Origin of the sequence: Metabacillus dongyingensis (assembly GCF_019933155.2) — a bacterium.
Lineage (GTDB): Bacteria > Bacillota > Bacilli > Bacillales > Bacillaceae > Bacillus_P > Bacillus_P dongyingensis.
In genome coordinates this window covers 4367728-4388441 of the sequence record NZ_CP082944.1, presented here as the reverse complement: position 1 = coordinate 4388441, position 20714 = coordinate 4367728, and the positions used below count along the sequence as shown (strand labels likewise).

At 41.0% G+C, this 20714-nt stretch carries 20 protein-coding genes, 1 pseudogene and 1 riboswitch; of the genes and pseudogenes, 15 read left to right on the top strand and 6 right to left on the bottom strand.

The window, feature by feature from the left end; all coding sequences use genetic code 11:
- Window positions 1-66 precede the first annotated feature (66 nt).
- The 3 genes and pseudogenes from K8L98_RS26925 to K8L98_RS21810 all read left to right on the top strand — a co-directional run.
- A pseudogene (locus tag K8L98_RS26925) lies at window positions 67-138 on the top strand (cation transporter); the annotation flags it as partial.
- A gap of 342 nt (window positions 139-480) precedes the next feature.
- Window positions 481-625: riboswitch (cyclic di-AMP (ydaO/yuaA leader) on the top strand.
- A 99-nt stretch (window positions 626-724) separates the two neighbouring features.
- Window positions 725-1381, top strand: a complete 657-nt coding sequence (locus tag K8L98_RS21815; RefSeq protein WP_223438065.1) for a potassium channel family protein — start codon at window positions 725-727, stop codon at window positions 1379-1381.
- 27 nt (window positions 1382-1408) lie between these two features.
- Entirely contained in the window at window positions 1409-2716 is a 1308-nt protein-coding gene (locus tag K8L98_RS21810) for a TrkH family potassium uptake protein (protein WP_223443680.1), read from the top strand.
- Between the two features lie 33 nt (window positions 2717-2749).
- Here K8L98_RS21810 and K8L98_RS21805 read toward each other — a convergent pair whose 3' ends face one another.
- Entirely contained in the window at window positions 2750-3475 is a 726-nt protein-coding gene (locus K8L98_RS21805) for a ZIP family metal transporter (RefSeq protein ID WP_223438064.1), read from the bottom strand.
- Between the two features lie 177 nt (window positions 3476-3652).
- Here K8L98_RS21805 and K8L98_RS21800 point away from each other — a divergent pair, with 177 nt between their 5' ends.
- On the top strand, window positions 3653-5254 hold the full coding sequence (locus K8L98_RS21800) for an acyl-CoA dehydrogenase family protein (protein ID WP_223443677.1): 1602 nt from the start codon (window positions 3653-3655) through the stop codon (window positions 5252-5254).
- 83 nt (window positions 5255-5337) lie between these two features.
- Here the strand turns inward: K8L98_RS21800 and K8L98_RS21795 are convergent, their stop codons facing one another.
- Entirely contained in the window at window positions 5338-6339 is a 1002-nt protein-coding gene (locus tag K8L98_RS21795) for an ABC transporter substrate-binding protein (RefSeq protein WP_223438063.1), read from the bottom strand.
- 242 nt (window positions 6340-6581) lie between these two features.
- Between K8L98_RS21795 and K8L98_RS21790 the strand changes: the two genes are divergently transcribed.
- The 5 genes from K8L98_RS21790 to K8L98_RS21770 all read left to right on the top strand — a co-directional run bounded on the left by K8L98_RS21790 (window position 6582) and on the right by K8L98_RS21770 (window position 10548).
- Window positions 6582-7583 carry a FecCD family ABC transporter permease gene (locus tag K8L98_RS21790; RefSeq protein WP_223438062.1) on the top strand — a complete coding sequence of 334 codons (1002 nt, stop codon included), beginning with the start codon at window positions 6582-6584 and terminating at the stop codon, window positions 7581-7583.
- Window positions 7583-8638, top strand: a complete 1056-nt coding sequence (locus K8L98_RS21785) for a FecCD family ABC transporter permease (RefSeq protein WP_223438061.1) — start codon at window positions 7583-7585, stop codon at window positions 8636-8638. Before K8L98_RS21790 ends, K8L98_RS21785 begins: the two co-directional genes overlap by 1 nt.
- 76 nt (window positions 8639-8714) lie before the next feature.
- Entirely contained in the window at window positions 8715-9524 is an 810-nt protein-coding gene (locus K8L98_RS21780) for an ABC transporter ATP-binding protein (protein ID WP_223438060.1), read from the top strand.
- Between the two features lie 2 nt (window positions 9525-9526).
- Window positions 9527-10258 carry an IucA/IucC family C-terminal-domain containing protein gene (locus tag K8L98_RS21775; protein WP_223438059.1) on the top strand — a complete coding sequence of 244 codons (732 nt, stop codon included), beginning with the start codon at window positions 9527-9529 and terminating at the stop codon, window positions 10256-10258.
- 23 nt (window positions 10259-10281) lie between these two features.
- A complete protein-coding gene (locus tag K8L98_RS21770) occupies window positions 10282-10548 on the top strand; it encodes a DUF2573 family protein (RefSeq protein ID WP_223438058.1) in 267 nt (88 codons plus the stop codon).
- A 195-nt stretch (window positions 10549-10743) separates the two neighbouring features.
- Here K8L98_RS21770 and K8L98_RS21765 read toward each other — a convergent pair whose 3' ends face one another.
- Window positions 10744-10959 carry a hypothetical protein gene (locus K8L98_RS21765; protein ID WP_223438057.1) on the bottom strand — a complete coding sequence of 72 codons (216 nt, stop codon included), beginning with the start codon at window positions 10957-10959 and terminating at the stop codon, window positions 10744-10746.
- Window positions 10960-11080: 121 nt separating this feature from the next.
- Between K8L98_RS21765 and K8L98_RS21760 the strand changes: the two genes are divergently transcribed.
- Window positions 11081-11623 carry a GNAT family N-acetyltransferase gene (locus K8L98_RS21760; RefSeq protein ID WP_223438056.1) on the top strand — a complete coding sequence of 181 codons (543 nt, stop codon included), beginning with the start codon at window positions 11081-11083 and terminating at the stop codon, window positions 11621-11623.
- A gap of 89 nt (window positions 11624-11712) precedes the next feature.
- Window positions 11713-12435 carry a gamma-glutamyl-gamma-aminobutyrate hydrolase family protein gene (locus K8L98_RS21755; protein WP_223438055.1) on the top strand — a complete coding sequence of 241 codons (723 nt, stop codon included), beginning with the start codon at window positions 11713-11715 and terminating at the stop codon, window positions 12433-12435.
- A 277-nt stretch (window positions 12436-12712) separates the two neighbouring features.
- Here the strand turns inward: K8L98_RS21755 and K8L98_RS21750 are convergent, their stop codons facing one another.
- Both K8L98_RS21750 and K8L98_RS21745 read right to left on the bottom strand, forming a co-directional pair.
- Window positions 12713-13051: a spore coat protein gene (locus K8L98_RS21750; protein ID WP_223438054.1), complete on the bottom strand. Its 339-nt coding sequence runs from the start codon at window positions 13049-13051 to the stop codon at window positions 12713-12715.
- A 12-nt stretch (window positions 13052-13063) separates the two neighbouring features.
- A complete protein-coding gene (locus K8L98_RS21745; protein WP_223438053.1) occupies window positions 13064-13333 on the bottom strand; it encodes a hypothetical protein in 270 nt (89 codons plus the stop codon).
- Window positions 13334-13507: 174 nt separating this feature from the next.
- On the opposite strand from K8L98_RS21745, the gene K8L98_RS21740 reads away from it, so the two are divergent.
- A complete protein-coding gene (locus K8L98_RS21740; RefSeq protein ID WP_223438052.1) occupies window positions 13508-14425 on the top strand; it encodes a proline dehydrogenase family protein in 918 nt (305 codons plus the stop codon).
- 476 nt (window positions 14426-14901) lie between these two features.
- Here the strand turns inward: K8L98_RS21740 and K8L98_RS21735 are convergent, their stop codons facing one another.
- Window positions 14902-15051 (bottom strand): YuzL family protein, encoded by a 150-nt coding sequence (locus K8L98_RS21735; RefSeq protein ID WP_223438051.1) that lies wholly within the window; start codon window positions 15049-15051, stop codon window positions 14902-14904.
- A gap of 199 nt (window positions 15052-15250) precedes the next feature.
- Here K8L98_RS21735 and K8L98_RS21730 point away from each other — a divergent pair, with 199 nt between their 5' ends.
- Genes K8L98_RS21730 through K8L98_RS21720 form a run of 3 tightly spaced genes read left to right on the top strand, consistent with a single transcriptional unit; the run spans window position 15251 to window position 20641 of the window.
- The gene (locus K8L98_RS21730) at window positions 15251-17635 is read left to right on the top strand and encodes a 3-hydroxyacyl-CoA dehydrogenase/enoyl-CoA hydratase family protein (protein WP_223438050.1); all 2385 of its coding nucleotides are present in this window, start codon (window positions 15251-15253) and stop codon (window positions 17633-17635) included.
- A gap of 14 nt (window positions 17636-17649) precedes the next feature.
- Window positions 17650-18825 (top strand): acetyl-CoA C-acetyltransferase, encoded by a 1176-nt coding sequence (locus K8L98_RS21725; protein WP_223438049.1) that lies wholly within the window; start codon window positions 17650-17652, stop codon window positions 18823-18825.
- Window positions 18826-18856: 31 nt separating this feature from the next.
- The gene (locus K8L98_RS21720) at window positions 18857-20641 is read left to right on the top strand and encodes an acyl-CoA dehydrogenase family protein (protein WP_223438048.1); all 1785 of its coding nucleotides are present in this window, start codon (window positions 18857-18859) and stop codon (window positions 20639-20641) included.
- Window positions 20642-20714 lie beyond the last annotated feature (73 nt).

Sequence of the window (20714 nt, the reverse complement as noted above, 5' to 3'; positions counted from 1 at the left end):
GAGAAAGACGGCCTAAAGTGGCCGTCTTTTTTATTAAAGACAATAAGCCCTTGCAGAAGCTGATATGGAGCGGCAAGGGCATTCAGTTCGGTTTCCGTTGTTTTGAACACGCTGAGACTGCAAAGAGCCAAACTGTAAACTTCCGGCACAAAGTCCATGTGGGCTTGGTGTTTTTAACTTGCTCATGTGTGATCTGGAAAGATACTGATAGAAATCCGGTTTATGCAGATAAAACTGCAATTTACACTGATAGAACATCAATTTAAATGAATAACGCTTCAATATATGCTGTTAAACCACAACTTCTTCGCATCATATCAGTCTTTCAAAGAATTTAAAATAAACAGATATGCTGAGTAAATAAGACTTGAGAGCGCTTAAACGGTTATATTTGCTCAATTTTAACTAATTTCTGCAATAATTGGCTCTTTACTGTCCAATTCAACAGGAGTAAGATACTTTCATAAATACATTTCAGATATTCTTAATTCGCTTAATCCATTACGGAGCGGGGGACCCAATTTTGCTGGCATCTTTTGCAGCTTGGGGTGAATCCTTTACTGGTAGGGCTACTCTCATTGCCCGAACCCGACAGCTAACTTCGCAAGCGTTCTTGAGAGAGGATAATGAAACTAATGTGATCTTAAAAAATCAGACACAGCGGTTCATGGGACCTCTGTGTCTTTTTGTGTGCAAAAATTAGTATTGAAAGAAGGAAATCCTGTTGAAAAAGCAATTTGCTGTATTTGGACTTGGCCGTTTTGGAGGAAGTCTTGTAAAGGAATTTCATGAGTTGGGGATGGAAGTTTTAGCGGTCGATAAAGATGATGAAAAGGTTCAATATTATTCTCAATATGCGACACTTGCTGTGCAGGCAAATGCAATTGATGAGGCGACACTGAAGCAGCTTGGCGTGCGTAACGTAGATCATGCCTTTGTGTCGTTTGGAGATGATATTGAAGCAAGCATCTTGACATCACTTCTGCTAAAAGAAATGGAGATTCCGCAAGTATGGGCAAAAGCTCAAAATGACTATCATCAGAAGGTTTTAGACAAAATAGGTGTAAACAAAGTCATTCATCCTGAACGTGACATGGCAAAGCGGATTGCCCATCATATTATTTCAGAAAAAATGATTGATTATATTGAGCTTTCAAAGGAATACAGCATGGTAGAGCTGATTGCTTCAGCAAAAATTCACCGTAAAACATTAATTGATTTAGATATTAGGGCAAGATATGGATGTAATATTGTCGGGATTCAGCGGGATGAAGAGATGATTGTTTCGCCTCCTGCCGAAGAATCCATCAAATCAGGTGATATTCTGCTTGTGATTGGACGGAATAAGGACATCAGCCGTTTCGAGGAGGAGGGCATATAGGTGATAAGCTCAAATAAACTGCAAAAAATGATTCGGTTTAATCCATCACAGCTATTGGTTACTATTTTCGCAGTTGGAATTGCAGGAGGATCTGCCTTATTGATGCTGCCTGTTTCAACTCATGAACCGATTAGATGGATTGATGCGTTATTTATTGCTACATCCGCGATGACTGTAACAGGACTTGCACCTGTGGACCCCGGATCAACCTTTACTTATACCGGACAATTTATCATTGCTATGCTGATTCAGCTTGGCGGATTAGGGATCATGTCATTTGGGGTTCTGATTTATATCCTCTTAGGGAGGAAAATTGGCATTAAAGAAAGATTAGTGATGCAAACTGCGCTGAATCAAACCTCCATTGGCGGAGTTATAAATTTAGTAAAGTATTTGTTTTACTTTTCCCTTTCAATTGAATTCATTGCAATGATCTTTTTATCGTTTAGATGGATACCCGAGTATGGGTGGTCTAAAGGTCTTTTCTACAGTTTTTTTCACGCAATTTCTGCATTTAATAATGCGGGTTTCGCTCTTTGGCCGGATAATTTAATGAGGTATGTAGGAGATCCGCTTATAAACCTGGTGCTGTCATCTCTTTTTATAATAGGAGGTATAGGTTTTACAGTGCTTGTTGATGTATGGAGAAAGCGCAGCTTTAAAAAGTTTTCATTGCATACAAAGCTGATGCTTGTCGGTACACTTGTGATAAATGTAACAGCGATGTTTATTATATTTGTTATTGAATATTCCAATCCTGCTACACTTGGAGACCTTTCTTCGGGAAGTAAGCTATTAGCTTCATATTTCCAGGCGGTAACGCCCAGAACCGCAGGTTTTAATACATTGGATATGGCAAGTCTGGAAGATACAACTCTTTTTCTAATGGTCATCCTTATGTTTATTGGAGCAGGGAGTGCATCAACTGGCGGTGGAATAAAGTTAACTACAGCCATCATCATTCTGCTGGCAACCATTACTTTTTTGCGGGGCAGAGAAGAAATAAGCATTGCGAAACGCTCAATTAACACTAGATATATAGTGAAAGCTCTTGCCATTACAGTGGCAAGTCTGCTATTTGTACTAGTGGCCGTGTTTATCTTAACCTTATCGGAAAATCTTACTTTTATGGAAATTTTATTTGAAGTTGTTTCTGCTTTTGGTACAGTAGGACTGTCAATGTCTGTTACTCCTAAATTATCAGATTTGGGAAAAGAAGTGATCATTTTTATTATGTTCTTAGGGAAAGTTGGGCCATTGACGCTCTTGTTCTCTATTGCTAAACCACAAAAACAAAAAATTAAATATCCTAACGAAGATATATTAACAGGATGAAAAAAAGGCTTCGCAGATGCGAAGCCTTTTTTATTATAGATTTGAGAGGATCAGCGAAGCAAGTACGCCTAAAGAAGCAATCAAACCTACAATCGGACCGCCTTCTTCGAATGCTTCCGGCATCATCGTCGAGGCCACCATTGCAATGATGCCGCCTGCTGCAAAGGCTCCAATAAATGCAATCACTGCAGTGTCGGCATTTTGCAGCAGCGAGAAGCCGAGAAATGAGCTGAGAGAAGAAAGAAGTAAAACGATCAGCCACATGAAAAGGATCTTTTTTTTGGAATAGCCATCTTTACGCAATCCGACAGAGCTTGAAAGACCCTCTGGAAAATTGCTGATAAAAACAGCTGTCACCATTAAGAAGCTGACTGTATTCTCCTGAAGCAGGCTGACGCCGATAATAACCGATTCAGGAATAGCATCAACGACAGTTCCGATAAAAATGGATACTCCTGAGTGATTTTCCGGGTTTTGCTTTGAGCGTTTTCTGTCGCTTCCTCCCTTTTTTGTTATCAGCAATTCACACACTGTAAATGTCAAAGATCCAAAAATGAATCCGCCCGATGCTGCCAGCAGTCCCCCGTCATCCACTGATTCCCTAAGCAGTTCAAAGGAAGCTGCCCCGATCAGGACACCCGTTCCAAACGACATAATAAAACCTAAAACCTTGCGCGGTATCTCCTTGTAGATGCCGAGCAAAGCACCTAATAAAATAGAGGAACCAGCAAAAGCTCCCCACATCGCAGCCTGCAGCATTCGACTGAGTCCCTCCTAACTTACTATCTACCGTTAGCTTACCAAATATCTAACAAAGAATGCAAAAAGTACATATCGAATAAAGAGAATATTCTGTAAAATGAGTTGTAAGCGATTTAATAAAGAGAGGTGCTGATTAAATTGGATGCTAATTTGCTGTTTAATCTGAGGAAATTTATGGATGCAGAGCTTTATGAATATACCGTTCAGAGACTGTCAAAATTTCAAAAGCTTTGTTTTGAAGAAATTGATCAGCGTGCAGCGCATACGGATAGAGAGGGACAGCCAAAGCTTATCCGCTATGATAAATTTGGAAATGATGTCTCGGAAGTCTGGCTGAACGAGGGGTATAAAAAAACAATCCATGACACCTATCAAACAGGGATTGTCGGCTATCTGCATAAAAACATTCCTGAATTGAACAGAAAGGCAGACTATCACTATTCATATGCTTTAGGATATCTTCTGTCTCAGGTTGAATCAGGGTTTTATTGTCCGGTCACCCTTACGATGGCAGCTGCCTATTTAATTGACGAATATGCAGATGAGGAATTGAAGGCGAAATATTTACCTCATGTCATCTCAACAGGTGATGTTGAGCTTTATGAAGGAGCTACTTTTTTAACGGAAAGACAGGGCGGATCAGATGTGGGTGCAAATGAAACTAAAGCCGTAAAAGCTGACATGGGGTATCATCTTTATGGTGAAAAATATTTTGCGAGCAATGCGGGTGCATGCAAAATAGCAGCAGTTCTTGCCAGGATGGAGGGAGCGCCTGCTGGAACAAAGGGATTGTCTCTTTTCTTAGTTCCCTGGAAAAAGGACGATGGAACTTCAAATCAAATTCATATCAGACGTCTCAAAGATAAATTGGGGGTAAGAGCAGTTCCATCGGCTGAGGTCGAATTAAATGGGGCGGAAGCATTCTTGATCGGTGATCCATCCAGAGGGTTTTACTACATGATGGAGGCACTTAATCTTTCGAGAATCTCGAATGCCATCGCATCTGCCGGAATAATGAGAAGAGCTTATATTGAAGCAAAAGGCTATGCAGAGCAGCGGATAGCTTTTGGCAAAAAGCTGACGGAATCTCCGATGATTCAGGAAACGCTGTGTAAAATGGCTGTGCGGCAGGAAGTTCAGACCAGTGCATGCTTTGAACTAATTCAGCTTTTTGACAAGGTAATGAGAGAAAAGACTTCCACAGATGAAGAAAAAATGCTGACCCGTCTTTTCATTGCGTTATTAAAAGCAAAGACGGCAGAAGAGGCAATTGCATTTTCGCATGAGGCAATCGAAATGCATGGCGGAAATGGATATATTGAAGATTTTGTAACGCCAAGACTGCTGCGGGATTCTCAAGTACTGACAGTATGGGAGGGTACGGCAAATATACTTGGTTTAGAAGTATTGCGTCTCATTAAAAAGCATGCTGTTCATCTTTTGTTTCTCTCATGGATTAGAAAGAATTCGGCCGGCAGCACAGCCATTCATAACGGGATAAGGGAACTTGAAGATTTGCTTGCTTTTCTGGAAAATCAGAAAGAAGCTGGATGGAAGTTTCATGCGAAAAAATTATCCGCTTTAATGTGCGATCTGCTGTTAAGCACCGTTGCGCTGAAAGATGCAAAATCAGGAGATCAGCGGAAACAGGCAATTGCAGATATATGGCTTGAAGACTGCTGGAACAACTCCTATAAGGATGAAAAAATGCTGGCCATAAAATATTATGATTTAATAGTTGAATATAAGGGATCTGTTATGAATGCATATATATAGAAGAAAACGAAAAAAGTCTTCCGGGTGGAAGACTTTTTTCGTTTAAAAGGGTTAAGCGTATATAAATTGGTTGGGAGACAAAATTATTTCTCGAGAACGATTTTCTCAAGTTCATCGAGCATTAAGTTAGCAGCTTTGACACCGCCTGCAGTGTTCCAAATCGCATCATCAACTTGGTAGGCTTTGCCAGCCTTTACTGCATCAAGGTTTTTCCAAAGCGGATCATTTGTAAATTCTTCTGCCTGTTTTTCAGCATCAGCTTTTGTTTCAGCAGGAGCATAAGTGAAGTAGAATAAATAATCTCCATCCATTTCAGGAATTAGTTCTTTTGTTACTTCGCGAACAAATAAATCATCCGGATTGTCTGAAAATAACTTTTCAAGGTTTGCTGGACGTGCGAATCCTAACTCTTCAAGAATGACACCAGAGAATGTATCTTTATAATAAATGCGTGTTGTTCCAGCCATGAAGCGAACGACTGAAATTTCCTGATCTAGTTTATCACCGGCTTTTGCTTTGATATCAGCAATGCGGGCATCATAGTCAGCAAGCACTTTTTTGCCTTCTTCTTCACGGTTTAATGCTTTAGCGTAGAAGCTGAAGTTTTCTTTCCAGTCGCCTCTAAGTGTTTCAGCATAAACAGTTGGAGCGATTTTGCTTAATTTTTCATATTGGTCTTCCTGACGCATTTTGTTTCCGATAATTAAATCAGGTTTTAATGCAGCGATTGCTTCTACATTAAGGGCACTTTCATCCCCAACAACTTTAACGTCTGTCATTTCATCTGAAATGTGATCATACCAAGGATCGCCTAACCAGGATTTAACAGCACCAACAGGTTTAACACCCATTGCAAGCAAAGCTTCTGTTCCTTCATTTGTCAAAATGACTACTTTTTCAGGTTTTTTAGGCACTTCAGTTGTTCCCATTGCATGTTCAACAGTATATGATTCGCTTTCTTTATCTTTGCTGCCAGTATCACCAGCCGTTTTATCTTTCTCGTTGTTTCCGCATGCTGCTAGAAGTACTGCTGATAAAACGATTGCAATAAGTGACAGCCATGCTTTTTGATATGTAGCTTGCATTTGTTGTTACCCCCATATTTTTGTTTGATAATGATTTTCATTTACAAGTTAAATATTAATTTTTTTACTATCAGTTGTCAATATTTAATTGAAAATGATTTTCATTTGCGGATAAAATATTAATTTTTCTGATTTTGATTGCCAATATTTAATTGAAAATGATTTTCAAATTCAATTGACTTTGTTACAATAGCTTTAGAAAAATATTAAGAAGTGATGGTTTCACATCAAGAGGTATAAATATGTTATTACAGACTAATTTAGTGAAAATAGCTGGACTTATCACTGGTTTTATTTTGCTTTTAGTGAGTATTTGTGCAAGTGTCGTGCTTGGCTATACACAAACCTCGTGGGAAACAGCCATTAATGCGCTTACAAATTTCGATGGTTCTAACGAACATTTAATTATTCAGACAGTAAGGCTTCCTAGAGCAGCAACAGCTGTTGTGGTTGGAGCAAGCCTTGCAGTTGCAGGGGCACTGATGCAGGCTCTTACTAAAAATCCGCTGGCATCTCCGGGCGTATTCGGGATTAATGCCGGAGCGGGATTCTTTGTTGTGATTGCCGTATCCATATTTGGCGTCAGCTCTTTGCAGGCCTTCACTTGGATTTCCTTTTTAGGAGCGGCAGCAGCTGCTTTCACTGTTTATTTTGCAGGTTCTTTTGGGAGAGAAGGATTAACACCAATGAAGCTTACATTGGCCGGAGCAGCGATGGCTGCTTTGTTTTCCTCTCTGACGCAAGGATTTCTTGTAAGTAACGAAGCTGCATTGGATCAAGTATTATTTTGGCTTGCCGGCTCTGTTCAGGGAAGGAAGCTAGAGCTTCTCTATAGTGTGCTTCCTTATATAGGAATTGCTTTTGTTATCTGTGTCTTTCTTGCATCCAAGATCAACCTGCTGATGATGGGTGAAGATGTCGCAAAGGGGCTCGGCCAGAAAACAGGCATCGTCAAATTAATGACGGCTGCCGTTATTATTCTGCTTGCAGGAGGCGCAGTTGCGATTGCAGGTCCTGTTGGATTTGTAGGGATTGTCATTCCGCATATTGCCCGTTTCTTTGTCGGGAATGATCACCGCTGGATTCTTCCTTATTGTGCCGTACTCGGAGGAGTGCTGTTAGTGACGGCTGACATTGGGGCCAGGTTCGTCGCGATGCCTGAAGAAGTGCCGGTAGGAGTGATGACGGCTCTGGTCGGAACACCATTTTTCATCTACATCGCGCGCAGGGGGTTCCAGAAATAATGAAAAGCTATCATTCTTTTAGAATAGGAAAAGGATTTATTTCTTTCCTTATTGATAAAAAAGCCTTAACGGTCTTCTGTGTTTTGCTCCTTGTCACTGCGTTTACCTTTCTTTTCAGTACAGGTATGGGTGATTTGAGAATCGGCCCGATTCAGGTGCTTAAAACACTTGCTGGATACGGGACAGAGATGGATGAGCTTGTCATTCAATCCTTTCGTTTGCCGAGAATCCTGATTGCTCTAATGGTCGGAATATCACTTGCTGTTGCAGGCGGCATTCTTCAGGGAATCATCCGCAACCCGCTTGCATCTCCCGATATAATCGGTATCACCGGCGGCGCTTCCGTTGCTGTTGTGATGTTTTTAGCGATATTCAGTGATAAAAATAATACATTGACTGTTCCGATCCAGTGGATGCCAGTTGCAGCTTTTATAGGAGCGACAGTGATTGCCCTATTAGTTTATATTTTGTCATGGAGAGGCGGTTCTTCTTCAATAAGACTCGTTTTGGTCGGTATTGGACTTTCAATGCTTGCTCAGTCTCTTACGACGTTATTAATGATAAAAGGGCCGATCTACCGCGCGGCGCAGGCAAATATTTGGATTACAGGAACTGTTTATTCAGCAACTTGGGATCAAGTAAAGATTATGGTGCCGATTACAATCGTTTTAGTCATCATCAGCTTTATTTTTGTTAGAAACGTCAACATTCAGGAATTAGGGGATGAGCTTGCAGCTGGCGTAGGAAGCGCTGTACAGCACAATCGATTTATTCTGCTGCTGATTGCAACTGCATTAACAGGGAGTGCTGTTGCATTTGCGGGCGGAATCGGGTTTGTAGGCCTCATTGCCCCGCATATCGCAAGAAGACTCGTAGGGTCATCTTTCGGTGCTTTGCTTCCTGTATCGGCATTGCTCGGAGCGGTGCTCGTTATGGTTGCAGATTTGATTGGAAGAACTCTTTTTGCTCCTCTTGAAATTCCTGCAGGTGTATTCACTGCAGCGATCGGGGCACCTTATTTCATCTACCTGCTTTATAGAAGCAGAAATAATTAGGCTGTTTCCGCAGCACCAGAAATTCATCCCGCAGCCATTAATCAATCCTTATTTGAAAAGGAGCTGGATAGTAAAAATGACAGCTATTAAAACAAAGGCGCTAACATTGTCGTATGGAGAAACAACCATTATTAATGAGCTCGATTTAGAGATCCCAAAAGGCGAAATCACTGTATTCATCGGCAGCAACGGCTGCGGAAAATCAACGCTTCTGCGTTCAATAGCACGGCTTTTAAAGCCTGAAAAAGGTGCAGTTCTTTTAGAAGGAGAAGCCATTGCGAAGCTTCCCACAAAGGAAGTGGCAAAGAAACTTGCCATTTTGCCTCAAGGACCTGCTGCACCGGAAGGCCTGACGGTTCTTCAGCTCGTCAAGCAAGGCCGTTATCCTTATCAAAATTGGCTCAAACAATGGACGGAAAAAGATGAGAAGGCAGTTATGAGCGCTTTAGATGCTACAGGAATGCTGGAATTTGCTGAAAGACCGGTTGATTCCCTGTCAGGCGGACAGCGTCAGCGTGCCTGGATTGCCATGACTCTTGCTCAGGATACGGATATTATTTTACTTGATGAACCGACGACATATTTAGATATGACTCATCAAATCGAAATTTTGGATCTCTTATTTGAACTGAATGAAAAAGAACAGCGTACGATTGTTATGGTTCTGCATGACCTTAATTTAGCCTGCCGGTATGCTCACCATATTGTTGCTATTAAGGATAAGCAAATCTATGCGGAAGGCAGACCCGAACATGTCATTAATTGCAATTTGGTGAAGGATGTTTTTCAAATGAACTGCGAAGTTACAATGGATCCGCTGTTTGGAACTCCTCTGTGCATTCCGCATGGAAGAGGCCGCTGCATTATTAAAGAGGCGGCAATTTAATCATGAACCATTTTTCAAAAGAAGAGCTCGGGCATTTATCGAGATTCAGGCTGAGTTTAGAACGAAGTGAATCAGCCTTATCGATAGAAGCGGCAAACTTGCTGGATCCTGATTTTCTTTCAAGGTACTTAATTGAGATCCAGCCAAAAATTCATTCAGACAGATTGAATGTTACAGGATCTATGCTTGTTAAACGATACGCCTTTCTTGCAGCGATGGCTCTTTTTTCCATGACTGTTTTTGGGAAAAAAATGAATACTGACCCTCTAAATTTAACACTTGAGACAGATGATAAGGATCCTTTATGGCTCCCTTCTTTTTACTTTCACTCTTTGGAGTGTGTTTCTGCTGGAGAAAGCAGAGATGCGTGGAGAGATGAAATACTGAAAGATTTATTTCGGAATCACTTAAGTAAAATTGTGAACATCGTGTCAGTGAAAGCAAGAATATCTAAACTGGTCCTTTGGGAGAATATCGTCCTTTATGTTGTCTGGATGTATAACACGCTGCTTGCAAACATTCCTGAGTATGTTACGATAGAGCAAATACAAGCGGATTATGTGTATGTAGTGAAAGAAGCAGGCGGAGAACTTTTCGGAGAAGGAATGAAAAACCCTTTCTTGCCTTTCTATAGAGAACAGGGACAAGTAACGAGACAAACATGCTGTCTTTACTATCTGACTTCTGAGAAAAGAGATCGCTGCAGTACCTGTCCGAAGCATTGTTTAACATAATGGATGATTAGGAGGAGATCTTGTTGCAGGAAGATCTTAAAGAACCGCTGAATGGCCTGATTGAAAAATACACAGAATTGCTTCTTGGAGAGTCAACGCCTGAACTTCAGGAAAAAGTGAAAAGCTGGTTGATTTATACACACATTGCCAAGTCCATGCCGCCGCTTGCGAAGCATTGGAATGAAACGTATCCGGCAGAGAAAGAAAAGATCAAACAGCTTATTTCTGAAATTAAGCAGCTGAATGAACAGCATCGAGCAAAATTAAAGACAAATAATAAAGAATCATAAATCTCAGAGAACGAATGAAAGCTCTGGGATTTTTTACTTTTGATCGTCCAAAACTCTTTTGATGATTTAATTAATAAGAAAGTATTTTTTTGCTTCGATGTCTGGATCCATATACCCACTCCTCAGCCATATCAAATCCGCCCAAAAAACCAAATCCGGACCTTTTCTGCCAGGTGATAATCTGCCATGCCTGAGCTAAGCTGGCGTTTGCGCTTTTCTTGTAAAGAAATAATAAATAGGCACACATAAGAAAAAGGGTATAATGGATCCTGAAACCGCTTTAATAGATCCATCCTGATAAGTGACTGTGTGTTCCCACTTCAGCCAAACAATTTCAAATGCATAGCCGGCCGCATATAAAATACCTACAGACAACAGATAGATTAGCAAAGATGCTGCATAATATTTCATAGAAAATCAACTCCAAAATTTTCCTTTATTTTAATTATACGGTATATCTTGAAAGAGGGAAAGAGCTGCAAAATCTTTTATCAGTGAATAAATTCTTGCAAAAATGGGGGACTAACAAGTTATGTGTCAGTCAAAAGCAATGATCCGTCCAATTGAAACGAAGGATCTTATTCATTTATGGAAGATCAAGTATAAAGACGAACATCCTGAGTGGAAGAAGTGGGATGCACCTTATTTTGAACATAAGAATCTTACTCTGACAGATTTCCTTTCACAAAAAGACAGTATCGTAAATCAAGAAGATTACTGGGCGATCGTTGCCGGTGAAAAAATTATCGGGACAGTAAGCTATTATTGGGAGCACGAGCCTTCACTATGGCTTGAAATGGGGATAGGCATTTATGATCCTTCTTATTGGAACGATGGACATGGAACGACAGCCTTCCGATTATGGATAAATCACCTGTTTGAGACATTGCCCATTGTAAGAGTCGGCTACACTACATGGTCTGGAAATATAAGAATGATTAAAGTGGGAGAAAAGCTCGGCATGACAATAGAGGGACGCATGAGAAAATGCAGAGTGGTTAATGGAGAATACTACGATTCTATTAGAATCGGTTTATTGCGGGAAGAGTGGGAAGAACGATCTTTAATAAGGTAAATTTTATAAAATGATAATAAGCGGATTCGACCTGGGATCGGATGGGGTATAGATAGAAGAAGAGTAATTCCCAGGGAGAGTGAACATAAATGGATGATTCAAAACCAGTTATCGGCATATCAAGCTCAGTAGTAGATCACGGAGATATACCGAGCGTGCATGTGCATCAAAAATATATCAGTTCTGTCATTCAGGCTGGAGGCATTCCCGTCGTCATTCCTCTTGTAGATGATGAAATGGCAAAGGTTATTGTGTCAATATGCGATGGCTTCATCTTAAGCGGCGGGGAGGATGTGGACCCTCATTCTTACGGAGAAGACCCAGACCCGAAACTAAGAAAAACAAATGGCAAGCGGGATGAAATGGAAATAGCCGTCGTGAAATATGCGAAAGAAAAGAAAAAGCCCGTATTTGGAATCTGCAGGGGCATTGCTATGCTTAACGCAGCTCTTGGAGGAACGGTCATCCAGGATATCGAAAGCAATTACGAAAATCCGATTAAGCATTATCAAACAGCTGACCGCCCAAATCCAACTCATGAAATCACGATTGAGAAAGCCAGCAAACTGCAGAATATTTTTGGAACAGAAACAGTCCGTGTGAACAGTATGCATCATCAGGCAGTCGGAAAGCTTGCAGATGGACTAACGGCAACAGCCAAGGCTTCTGATGGAATTATAGAAGGAATTGAAGGAACCGATAATGAGTGGTATGTGCTTGCTGTTCAATGGCATCCTGAAGAAATGGCTGCCCAGGATGAGGCGATGCATAATCTGTTTAAAACATTTGTGGATAAATGCAAAAAAAAATGAAAGCGGCATAATGCTGTTTTCATTTTTTTTTTGAGTTTGAATGAAATTTCAAACTAGCCGAATCCTGTTTAGGGTGAAGTTCACAATTGTACGGAATTATTTGTAAAAGTCTTGGAATAATCTTAGAAAGTCTCGGAATTAAATATAAAAGTGCGGGAATTAATACGAAAAGTCTAGGAATAAAGGTTAAAGGCATCTCTTCGGTCAGAAAGGATCCGCCAGGAAAGGAAAAAAAGCCTTTTCTGCGGATCCCCTATCTGTAGGTATTCGATTTTCGCTATTGAAGATAAGGTGATTGCTGCTGCAGATAATCAGCAAACTGCTGATAAGATTGCTGAAGCTTTTGGCTGTCTGCGGCTTCAAGCTTGTACCAGCCGTTTTGATACATCACATTATATAATTCTCTTTGGCAATTTTGAGTCTCGTTGTAGATTCCCTGAATATCCTGATAAAGAGAATCATGGCTCATCTCATTTAGGGCTGTGCTATAAGAATTTGTCAAATATTTTTCGGTAGCCAGCAGTTCATTAACAAAGTCGCGGTCATTCATTTGAGGGGTTTTAGGTACTTGTGTTTCAGGGTTGCCGATTTTGTTCTGGTTCTGATTATTATTCATCCTGCACCTCTCCTACTGAAGCTGAATTCCGTATGCTTCCTGATTTGGATTTAAATGAGTTAAAATTTTAGAATAATGCTGTTCATGCATTTTTCCAACTTTCTCAAGCTCGGTTTTTAATTTCTGATCACTGCATTGCGATGCAAAGAAGTGCGCTTTTTTCATGGCAAGCAGGTTCCACGAAAGCATATCTGTTAAATAAAGGTGATCTTTTGTTGTAATAACAGACGGCGGCTGCTGCATCATTCCTTGCTGTGTGCCTGTATTCTGCTGTTGTTGCATAGTTATAACCTCCTTCAAACATTTTCTTCCTTATCGTTCCTCAGCCATAAAATTCTATACGGAATTTTAGTGACGAGTATCAGCAAATGAGCTCAAAATATATTCAAACTATTATAAAAATGATAAAATAACAGATAATTCTTAATTTTTTCGCCGGAGAGCGGGGGACTTCACATGGAGCAATTACTTCGAAGCTTTTTTTTGTTTTTATCAAAAAATAAAGCTCTGACCAAAGCAGCTAAAAGGTATGGACTGAGATTTGGAGCGGCTCGTTTTGTTGCAGGAGAAACAATTGAACTGGCAGCAGCAGTAATTAAAGAGTTAAATAAGAAGGGTCTAGATGTTACCATTGATTATTTGGGAGAATTCGTCGATAACGAAGCAGAGGCAAATGAAATGGCGGATCATTCGATAAAAGCAATTGAAGCAATAGGCAGGGAAAATCTGCAGTCACAGCTGTCCTTAAAGATGACTTCCATGGGTCTTGATATCTCAAATGAGGTTGTCCTACGGAATATGCGGCGGATTCTAGAAGCAGCAAAAACACATAATGTTTTTGTGACCATTGATATGGAAGACTATTCCCGCTGCGGGAAAACAATAGAAATCTTTAAAAGCCTGAAAAAGGAATATGATAACGTTGGAACGGTTATTCAGGCTTACCTTTACAGAACGATCAAAGATATCGATGATCTGAATCAGTTTCATCCGAATTTACGGCTTGTTAAGGGAGCTTACAAAGAATCTCCGCGTGTAGCTTTTCCTGAAAAGAAAGATGTCGACGGAAATTTCAAGAAAATAATTAAAATGCATTTAGTAAATGGGAATTATACAGCAATCGCAACCCATGATGATGCAATAATTGAATTTACAAAAAGATTTGTAAAAGAAAACAACATTCCGAATGGCCAATTTGAATTTCAAATGCTGTATGGCATCAGGCCGGAACGCCAGCTTGAACTAGTGAAAGAAGGATATAAAATGCGGGTGTATGTCCCATACGGAACAGACTGGTACGGTTACTTTATGCGCCGTCTTGCAGAAAGGCCGGCAAACGTTGCATTCGTTTTGAAGGGAATGGTTAAAAAATAAGAAAAAACGCTCAGATGTCTGAGCGTTTCAGTATGAACATGGAATGCTGCTGTTCTGAAAGAATGAAAAGTGCACTGTTAAATTTCTCTCTCATAAAAAATATTCCTTTTCCGCTGTTCTAAAAAAGGAATAACAGACGAATATTGAATACCTTCGCTCAAAGTCTAAGTAAACTCGAAATGGACAGATCTGATCTCCCAGAAAAAATGGCTGTCGGAACATATACTTTTCCTAAATCATCAGGGCCATCTTCATCAACCATTCCTTAAACTCTTCAGAAAGCTCGCTTTTCAAGAATATTTCGCCAAACTCGGCAAGCCTTGCTGGGCTGTCTGTTTGAAGATTTGTAATGATATCATCCGTTTCTTCCTTTGAAAAACCGTAAGGAAATCTGCTCTGTCCCTTCTGACGTAAAACGGGTGACGGAGTGTTTATAGAATAAAAAAGCTGATTCCTCCGAATCAGCTTCCGATCATTTATTCATGTCCCATGTTTTTCTTTTTATATTGCTGATTTGTACTCGAGCGTTTGCCCCCGCCGTCCATTTCATTTGTTGGACCAGAGCTGCCTTTTACGCTGGATGCACTTACTCCTGCTTTAGATGGTTCTTTCTTTAACCTTGCCATAATTGGTCACCTCCTGGCTTTTAGCCTTCCCGTCTGGCTTTTTTTCATGCCGTCACAATAAATATGTGAATTTTTTGTAAATGTATTGAACAAATTTTCGAAATCTTTTATATTGTATATAGAGGAATTGATTCCTGACTATTTTTTTCATCAAAAAATGAATGAGCATTCATTCAAATTGACAAAAGGGGGAGCATTCATGGTCCAGCGAATTAAAAAAGCTGCAGTTTTAGGATCTGGTGTTATGGGTTCAGGAATTGCTGCACACTTGGCAAATATCGGAATCCCTGTTTTATTGCTTGATATTGTCCCGCGTTCACTTACGGATAACGAAGAGAAGAAAGGACTGTCTTTAGAAGATCGATCTGTCAGAAACCGAATCTCTAATGAATCTATCCAAAAGTTATTAAAACAAAAACCGGCTCCGCTGACTGCTAAGGAAAATCTTTCATTGATCGAAGCGGGTAACTTCGAAGATGACATGCACAGATTGTCTGAAGCCGATTGGATTATTGAAGTAGTCGTTGAGAATTTAGACATAAAGAAAAAAGTCTTTACATTAGTGGATCAATATAGAAAACAAGGAAGTATTGTAAGCTCAAATACATCAGGAATCTCTGTTGAGGCGATGGCAGAGGGAAGATCTGAGGATTTTCAGAAGCATTTTCTTGGAACCCATTTCTTCAATCCGCCCCGTTATTTAAAATTGCTCGAAGTCATTCCGACTAAAGCAACATCACAAGATGTTTTATCTTTCATTAAAACGTTCGGGGAAGATGTGCTTGGCAAAGGCGTTGTTGAAGCGAAAGACACTCCAAACTTTATCGCAAACCGAATTGGAACTTACGGTCTGCTTGTCACTGTTCAGGAAATGCTCAAAGGAAACTACAGTGTAGGCGAAGTGGATTCTGTTACAGGACCGTTAATCGGCCGCCCAAAAAGCGCCACATTCAGAACACTGGATGTTGTAGGTCTCGACACATTTACACATGTGGCGAAAAACGTTTATGACCAGGTGGAAGGAAAAGAGAAAGCTGTTTTTGAAATTCCGGAATTTATGAAAAAAATGCTTGAAAATGGCTGGCTTGGAAGCAAATCAGGTCAAGGCTTCTTCAAAAAAGAGGGAAAAGAAATTCTTGAGCTTAATCCAGACACGCTTGAATACGGAGAGAGAAAAAGATTAAAGGCCCAAAGCATAGAAATTGCAAAACAGTCAAAGGGTGCCGCCGCTAAAATGAAAGCGCTTATATACTCTGGTGACAGAGCAGGCCAATTACTTTGGAATATTACAAGTCCGACACTCCTTTACTCGGCACAATTGTCAGGAGAGATCGCAGATGACATCGTTGCGATAGATGAAGCAATGAAATGGGGCTTTGGCTGGCAATATGGTCCATTTGAGACATGGGATGCCATTGGGCTGTCAAAGTCGGTTGAAAAAATGGAGGCTGAAGGCGAGAGTGTTCCGGCTTGGATTAAAGACATGCTTGAGCGTGGATTTACCTCATTTTATAAAAAAGAAGATGGCATCTCATATTTTTATCATGACGGAGATTACAGACGCATTCAGCAAAACGAAAAAGTCCTTGATTTAAAAGATATAAAAGAAAGAAAAGGGATCATTAAAAAGAACAGCGGTGCAAGCTTAATTGACCTTGGTGATGATGTTGCCCTGCTTGAATTCCATTCTCCAAACAATGCAATTGGCATGGATATCATTCAAATGATCAATTTCGCAATCGATGAAGTCAGCAAAAACTACAAAGGGCTTGTCATTGGAAATCAAGGGAAAAACTTCTGTGTTGGAGCAAACCTTGCGATGATATTAATGGAAGCACAGGATGACAACTATTTTGAAGTTGACATGGTTGTCCGTCACTTTCAGCAGGCGATGATGAAGATTAAATACAGTCCTAAGCCAGTTGTAGCAGCACCGTTTGGCATGACGCTTGGGGGAGGAGCAGAAATCTGTCTGCCTGCTGCGCACATTCAGGCTTCAAGTGAAACGTATATGGGATTAGTGGAAGCAGGCGTTGGTTTAATCCCGGGCGGCGGCGGCAACAAAGAGCTTTACATCAAACTGCTAAACAGCATTCCTAAAGGGGTAGACTTTGATCTGCAGAATGTCGCAAATAAAGTCTTTGAGACAATCGCTACTGCAAAGGTTTCAGCCTCTGCTGCTGAAGCGAGAAACAATTTTTTCTTAAATGAGAGCGACTCTGTGAGTATTAATGGAGATCATCTCCTGCATGATGCAAAGCAAAAAGCTATTGAGCTGTTTGATAAAGGATATAAAGCACCTGTCCGTAAAAAGGTTCCGGTTGTAGGCGAAACTGGATATGCAGCACTGCTGCTTGGCGCGCAATCCATGCTTCAATCAGGATATATTTCCGAGCATGATTTAAAAATTGCAAAAAAACTTGCTTATGTCATTGCAGGCGGCAAGGTTCCATTTGGCACCGAAGTGGATGAACAGTACTTGTTGGATTTAGAAAGAGAAGCTTTCCTGAGCTTGGTTCAAGAGGGCAAGTCACAGCAAAGAATGCAGCACATGCTTGTTAAAGGGAAACCACTACGTAATTAGGAGGGTGCACTGTTATGAGAGAAGCGGTCATTGTAGCAGGTGCGAGAACACCTGTTGGAAGAGCAAAAAAAGGATCACTTGCAACTGTAAGACCAGACGATTTAGGAGCTCTCGTTGTAAAAGAAACGCTGAAGCGTGCCGGGGGCTATGAAGGAAATATAGACGATTTGATTATCGGGTGTGCAATGCCTGAAGCAGAACAGGGATTGAACTTAGCGCGAAACATCGGGGCGCTTGCCGGACTGCCTTACACAGTTCCCGCCATTACCGTTAACCGCTACTGCTCATCAGGATTGCAGAGCATTGCCTATGCAGCAGAAAAAATTATGCTTGGCCATTCAGATACAGTGATTGCAGGCGGAGCAGAATCAATGAGCATGGTTCCGATGATGGGGCATGTTGTCCGTCCAAATGCAAATTTGGCTGAGAACGCTCCTGAATATTACATGGGAATGGGGCATACAGCTGAGCAGGTGGCAAGAAAGTACGGCGTTAGCCGTGAAGATCAAGATGCATTTGCCGTCCGCAGTCATGAGCGCGCTGCAAGAGCCATCCAAGAAGGAAAATTTGATGATGAAATTATTGCAGTAGATGTCACACAAAGAAGTGTTGGCAGCGATAATAAGCTTCATGAAAAACATTTCCAATTCTCAAAAGATGAAGGTGTACGTCCTGGAACAAGCATGCAGATTCTTGCGAATTTAAGACCTGCATTTTCCGTTAAGGGATCTGTAACAGCGGGCAATTCTTCACAAACAAGTGACGGGGCTGCGGCAGTTATGGTGATGGACCGTGAAAAAGCAGATGCACTAGGTCTGCAATCCCTTGTAAAATTCAGATCCTTCGCTGTGGGAGGAGTTCCGCCTGAGGTAATGGGGATTGGGCCGATTGAAGCGATTCCGAGGGCTTTAAAACAAGCAGGACTGAGCTTATCTGACATCGGACTTTTTGAACTGAATGAAGCATTTGCCTCTCAATCAATTCAGGTGATTAGAGAGCTTGGATTAGATGAAGATAAAGTGAATGTTAACGGCGGCGCAATTGCACTTGGGCATCCGCTTGGCTGTACGGGAGCAAAGCTGACCCTGTCCCTTATTCATGAAATGAAGCGGCGCAAGGAACAATTTGGAGTTGTTACAATGTGCATCGGCGGCGGAATGGGCGCTGCAGGAGTGTTCGAGCTGGTTTGAAATAAAACTTTAGTAAACGGGGGAACCAAACATGTCTAAAACGACTGAAAATGTAATCAAAGGCGGCAGCTTTTTACTAGATGATGTGACTTTTGAAAGTGTATTTACTCCTGAGGATTTTACAGATGAACATAAAATGATTGCTAAAACGACAGAGGATTTTGTCGTAAATGATGTTTTGCCGCACTTAGAAGATATTGAGAATCATCAATTTGATAAATCTGTGAAGCTGCTTAAGCAAGCAGGCGGGCTGGGTCTGCTTGGAGCTGATGTTCCTGAAGAATACGGCGGCCTTGGACTAGACAAAATCAGTTCAGCTTTGATCACAGAAAAATTTGCACGTGCAGGCAGTTTTTCCTTATCCTACGGCGCACATGTAGGAATCGGGTCGCTTCCAATTGTGCTCTTCGGCAACGAAGAACAAAAACAGCAATATCTGCCAGACCTTGCAACAGGCCAGCGTATTGCAGCTTACGCATTAACTGAGCCGGGTTCCGGATCAGACGCATTGGGTGCAAGAGCAACTGCAAGATTGAATGCTGAAGGCACACACTATGTACTGAATGGAGAAAAGCAATGGATTACAAACTCAGGTTTTGCTGATGTTTTTGTAGTCTATGCAAAAGTTGACGGCGAGCACTTCTCGGCTTTCATCGTCGAAAAAAAATATCCTGGAGTATCAACAGGTCCGGAAGAAAAGAAAATGGGAATCAAAGGCTCTTCAACTAGAACTCTTATTCTTGAGGATGCATTGGTTCCCAAAGAAAATCTATTAGGCGACCTTGGAAAAGGCCATGTTATCGCATTCAACATCCTTAACATCGGAAGATATAAATTAGCTGTGGGAACAATCGGCGGATCAAAACGCATTATCGATGTCTCTGTTCAATATGCAAATCAGCGCCAGCAATTTAAAACGCCAATCAGCAGCTTCTCGCTGATTCAGGAAAAACTGGCTAATATGGCTTCTAAAACCTATGCAATGGAGAGTTCTGTATACCGTACTGTAGGGTTGTTTGAAGACCGCATGAGCCGTCTGTCGCCTGAAGAAGTGAAAGACGGCAAAGAAGTTGCTGCATCCATTGCTGAATATGCAATTGAATGTTCATTAAATAAAGTATTAGGATCTGAGACGCTTGATTATGTAGTAGATGAAGGCGTTCAAATCCATGGCGGATATGGTTTTATGGCAGAGTACGAAGTGGAAAGAGCGTACCGTGATTCCCGTATAAACCGCATTTTCGAAGGGACAAATGAAATTAACCGCCTATTAGTGCCTGGAACATATTTGCGCAAAGCAATGAAAGGTGAATTGCCATTGCTGCAAAAGGCTCAGGCTCTGCAGGAAGAATTAATGATGCTCATGCCTGAAGAAGTTGGTGAAGGCGTTCTGGAACAAGAAAAACATTTATTGAAAAATGCTAAAAAAATCGGCTTGATGATTGCTGGACTTGCTGCACAAAAGTACGGCCAGGCATTGCAGAAGGAACAAGAGGTATTAGTGAACATTGCAGATATCGTAAGCAGCATTTATGCTATGGAATCAGCGATTCTGCGTACTGAAAAAGCAATCAGCAAAGCTGGAGAAGCAAAGAGCGCTCAAAAGCTCCTTTATACTCAAGTGTACTGCCAGGAAGCATTTAATGAGATTGAAGCACACGCGAAGGAATCATTAGTTGCGATTGAACAGGGCGATACACTTCGCATGATGATTTCGGCACTCAGAAAATTCACTCGTCACACTCCGATCAACGTGATTGCCAAAAAACGTGAAATTGCAGCTGCACTAATTGAAGAAAATGGTTACCGCGCTTAAGCAAAGTGTAAGAAATGGACCTTTTCCGTAATGGAAAAGGTCTTATTTCTTTTAGGAAACTGATTTTTACACA

Excerpts from the sequence above, each read along its gene's own strand:
- K8L98_RS21810 (WP_223443680.1), top strand. The coding sequence starts at position 1,409 with ATGATTCGGTTTAATCCATCACAGCTATTGGTTACTATTTTCGCAGTT.
- K8L98_RS21805 (WP_223438064.1), bottom strand. The coding sequence starts at position 3,475 with ATGCTGCAGGCTGCGATGTGGGGAGCTTTTGCTGGTTCCTCTATTTTA.
- K8L98_RS21800 (WP_223443677.1), top strand. The coding sequence starts at position 3,653 with ATGGATGCAGAGCTTTATGAATATACCGTTCAGAGACTGTCAAAATTT.
- K8L98_RS21795 (WP_223438063.1), bottom strand. The coding sequence starts at position 6,339 with ATGCAAGCTACATATCAAAAAGCATGGCTGTCACTTATTGCAATCGTT.
- K8L98_RS21790 (WP_223438062.1), top strand. The coding sequence starts at position 6,582 with ATGTTATTACAGACTAATTTAGTGAAAATAGCTGGACTTATCACTGGT.
- K8L98_RS21785 (WP_223438061.1), top strand. The coding sequence starts at position 7,583 with ATGAAAAGCTATCATTCTTTTAGAATAGGAAAAGGATTTATTTCTTTC.
- K8L98_RS21780 (WP_223438060.1), top strand. The coding sequence starts at position 8,715 with ATGACAGCTATTAAAACAAAGGCGCTAACATTGTCGTATGGAGAAACA.
- K8L98_RS21775 (WP_223438059.1), top strand. The coding sequence starts at position 9,527 with ATGAACCATTTTTCAAAAGAAGAGCTCGGGCATTTATCGAGATTCAGG.
- K8L98_RS21765 (WP_223438057.1), bottom strand. The coding sequence starts at position 10,959 with ATGAAATATTATGCAGCATCTTTGCTAATCTATCTGTTGTCTGTAGGT.
- K8L98_RS21760 (WP_223438056.1), top strand. The coding sequence starts at position 11,081 with ATGTGTCAGTCAAAAGCAATGATCCGTCCAATTGAAACGAAGGATCTT.
- K8L98_RS21755 (WP_223438055.1), top strand. The coding sequence starts at position 11,713 with ATGGATGATTCAAAACCAGTTATCGGCATATCAAGCTCAGTAGTAGAT.
- K8L98_RS21750 (WP_223438054.1), bottom strand. The coding sequence starts at position 13,051 with ATGAATAATAATCAGAACCAGAACAAAATCGGCAACCCTGAAACACAA.
- K8L98_RS21745 (WP_223438053.1), bottom strand. The coding sequence starts at position 13,333 with ATGCAACAACAGCAGAATACAGGCACACAGCAAGGAATGATGCAGCAG.
- K8L98_RS21740 (WP_223438052.1), top strand. The coding sequence starts at position 13,508 with ATGGAGCAATTACTTCGAAGCTTTTTTTTGTTTTTATCAAAAAATAAA.
- K8L98_RS21735 (WP_223438051.1), bottom strand. The coding sequence starts at position 15,051 with ATGGCAAGGTTAAAGAAAGAACCATCTAAAGCAGGAGTAAGTGCATCC.
- K8L98_RS21730 (WP_223438050.1), top strand. The coding sequence starts at position 15,251 with ATGGTCCAGCGAATTAAAAAAGCTGCAGTTTTAGGATCTGGTGTTATG.
- K8L98_RS21725 (WP_223438049.1), top strand. The coding sequence starts at position 17,650 with ATGAGAGAAGCGGTCATTGTAGCAGGTGCGAGAACACCTGTTGGAAGA.
- K8L98_RS21720 (WP_223438048.1), top strand. The coding sequence starts at position 18,857 with ATGTCTAAAACGACTGAAAATGTAATCAAAGGCGGCAGCTTTTTACTA.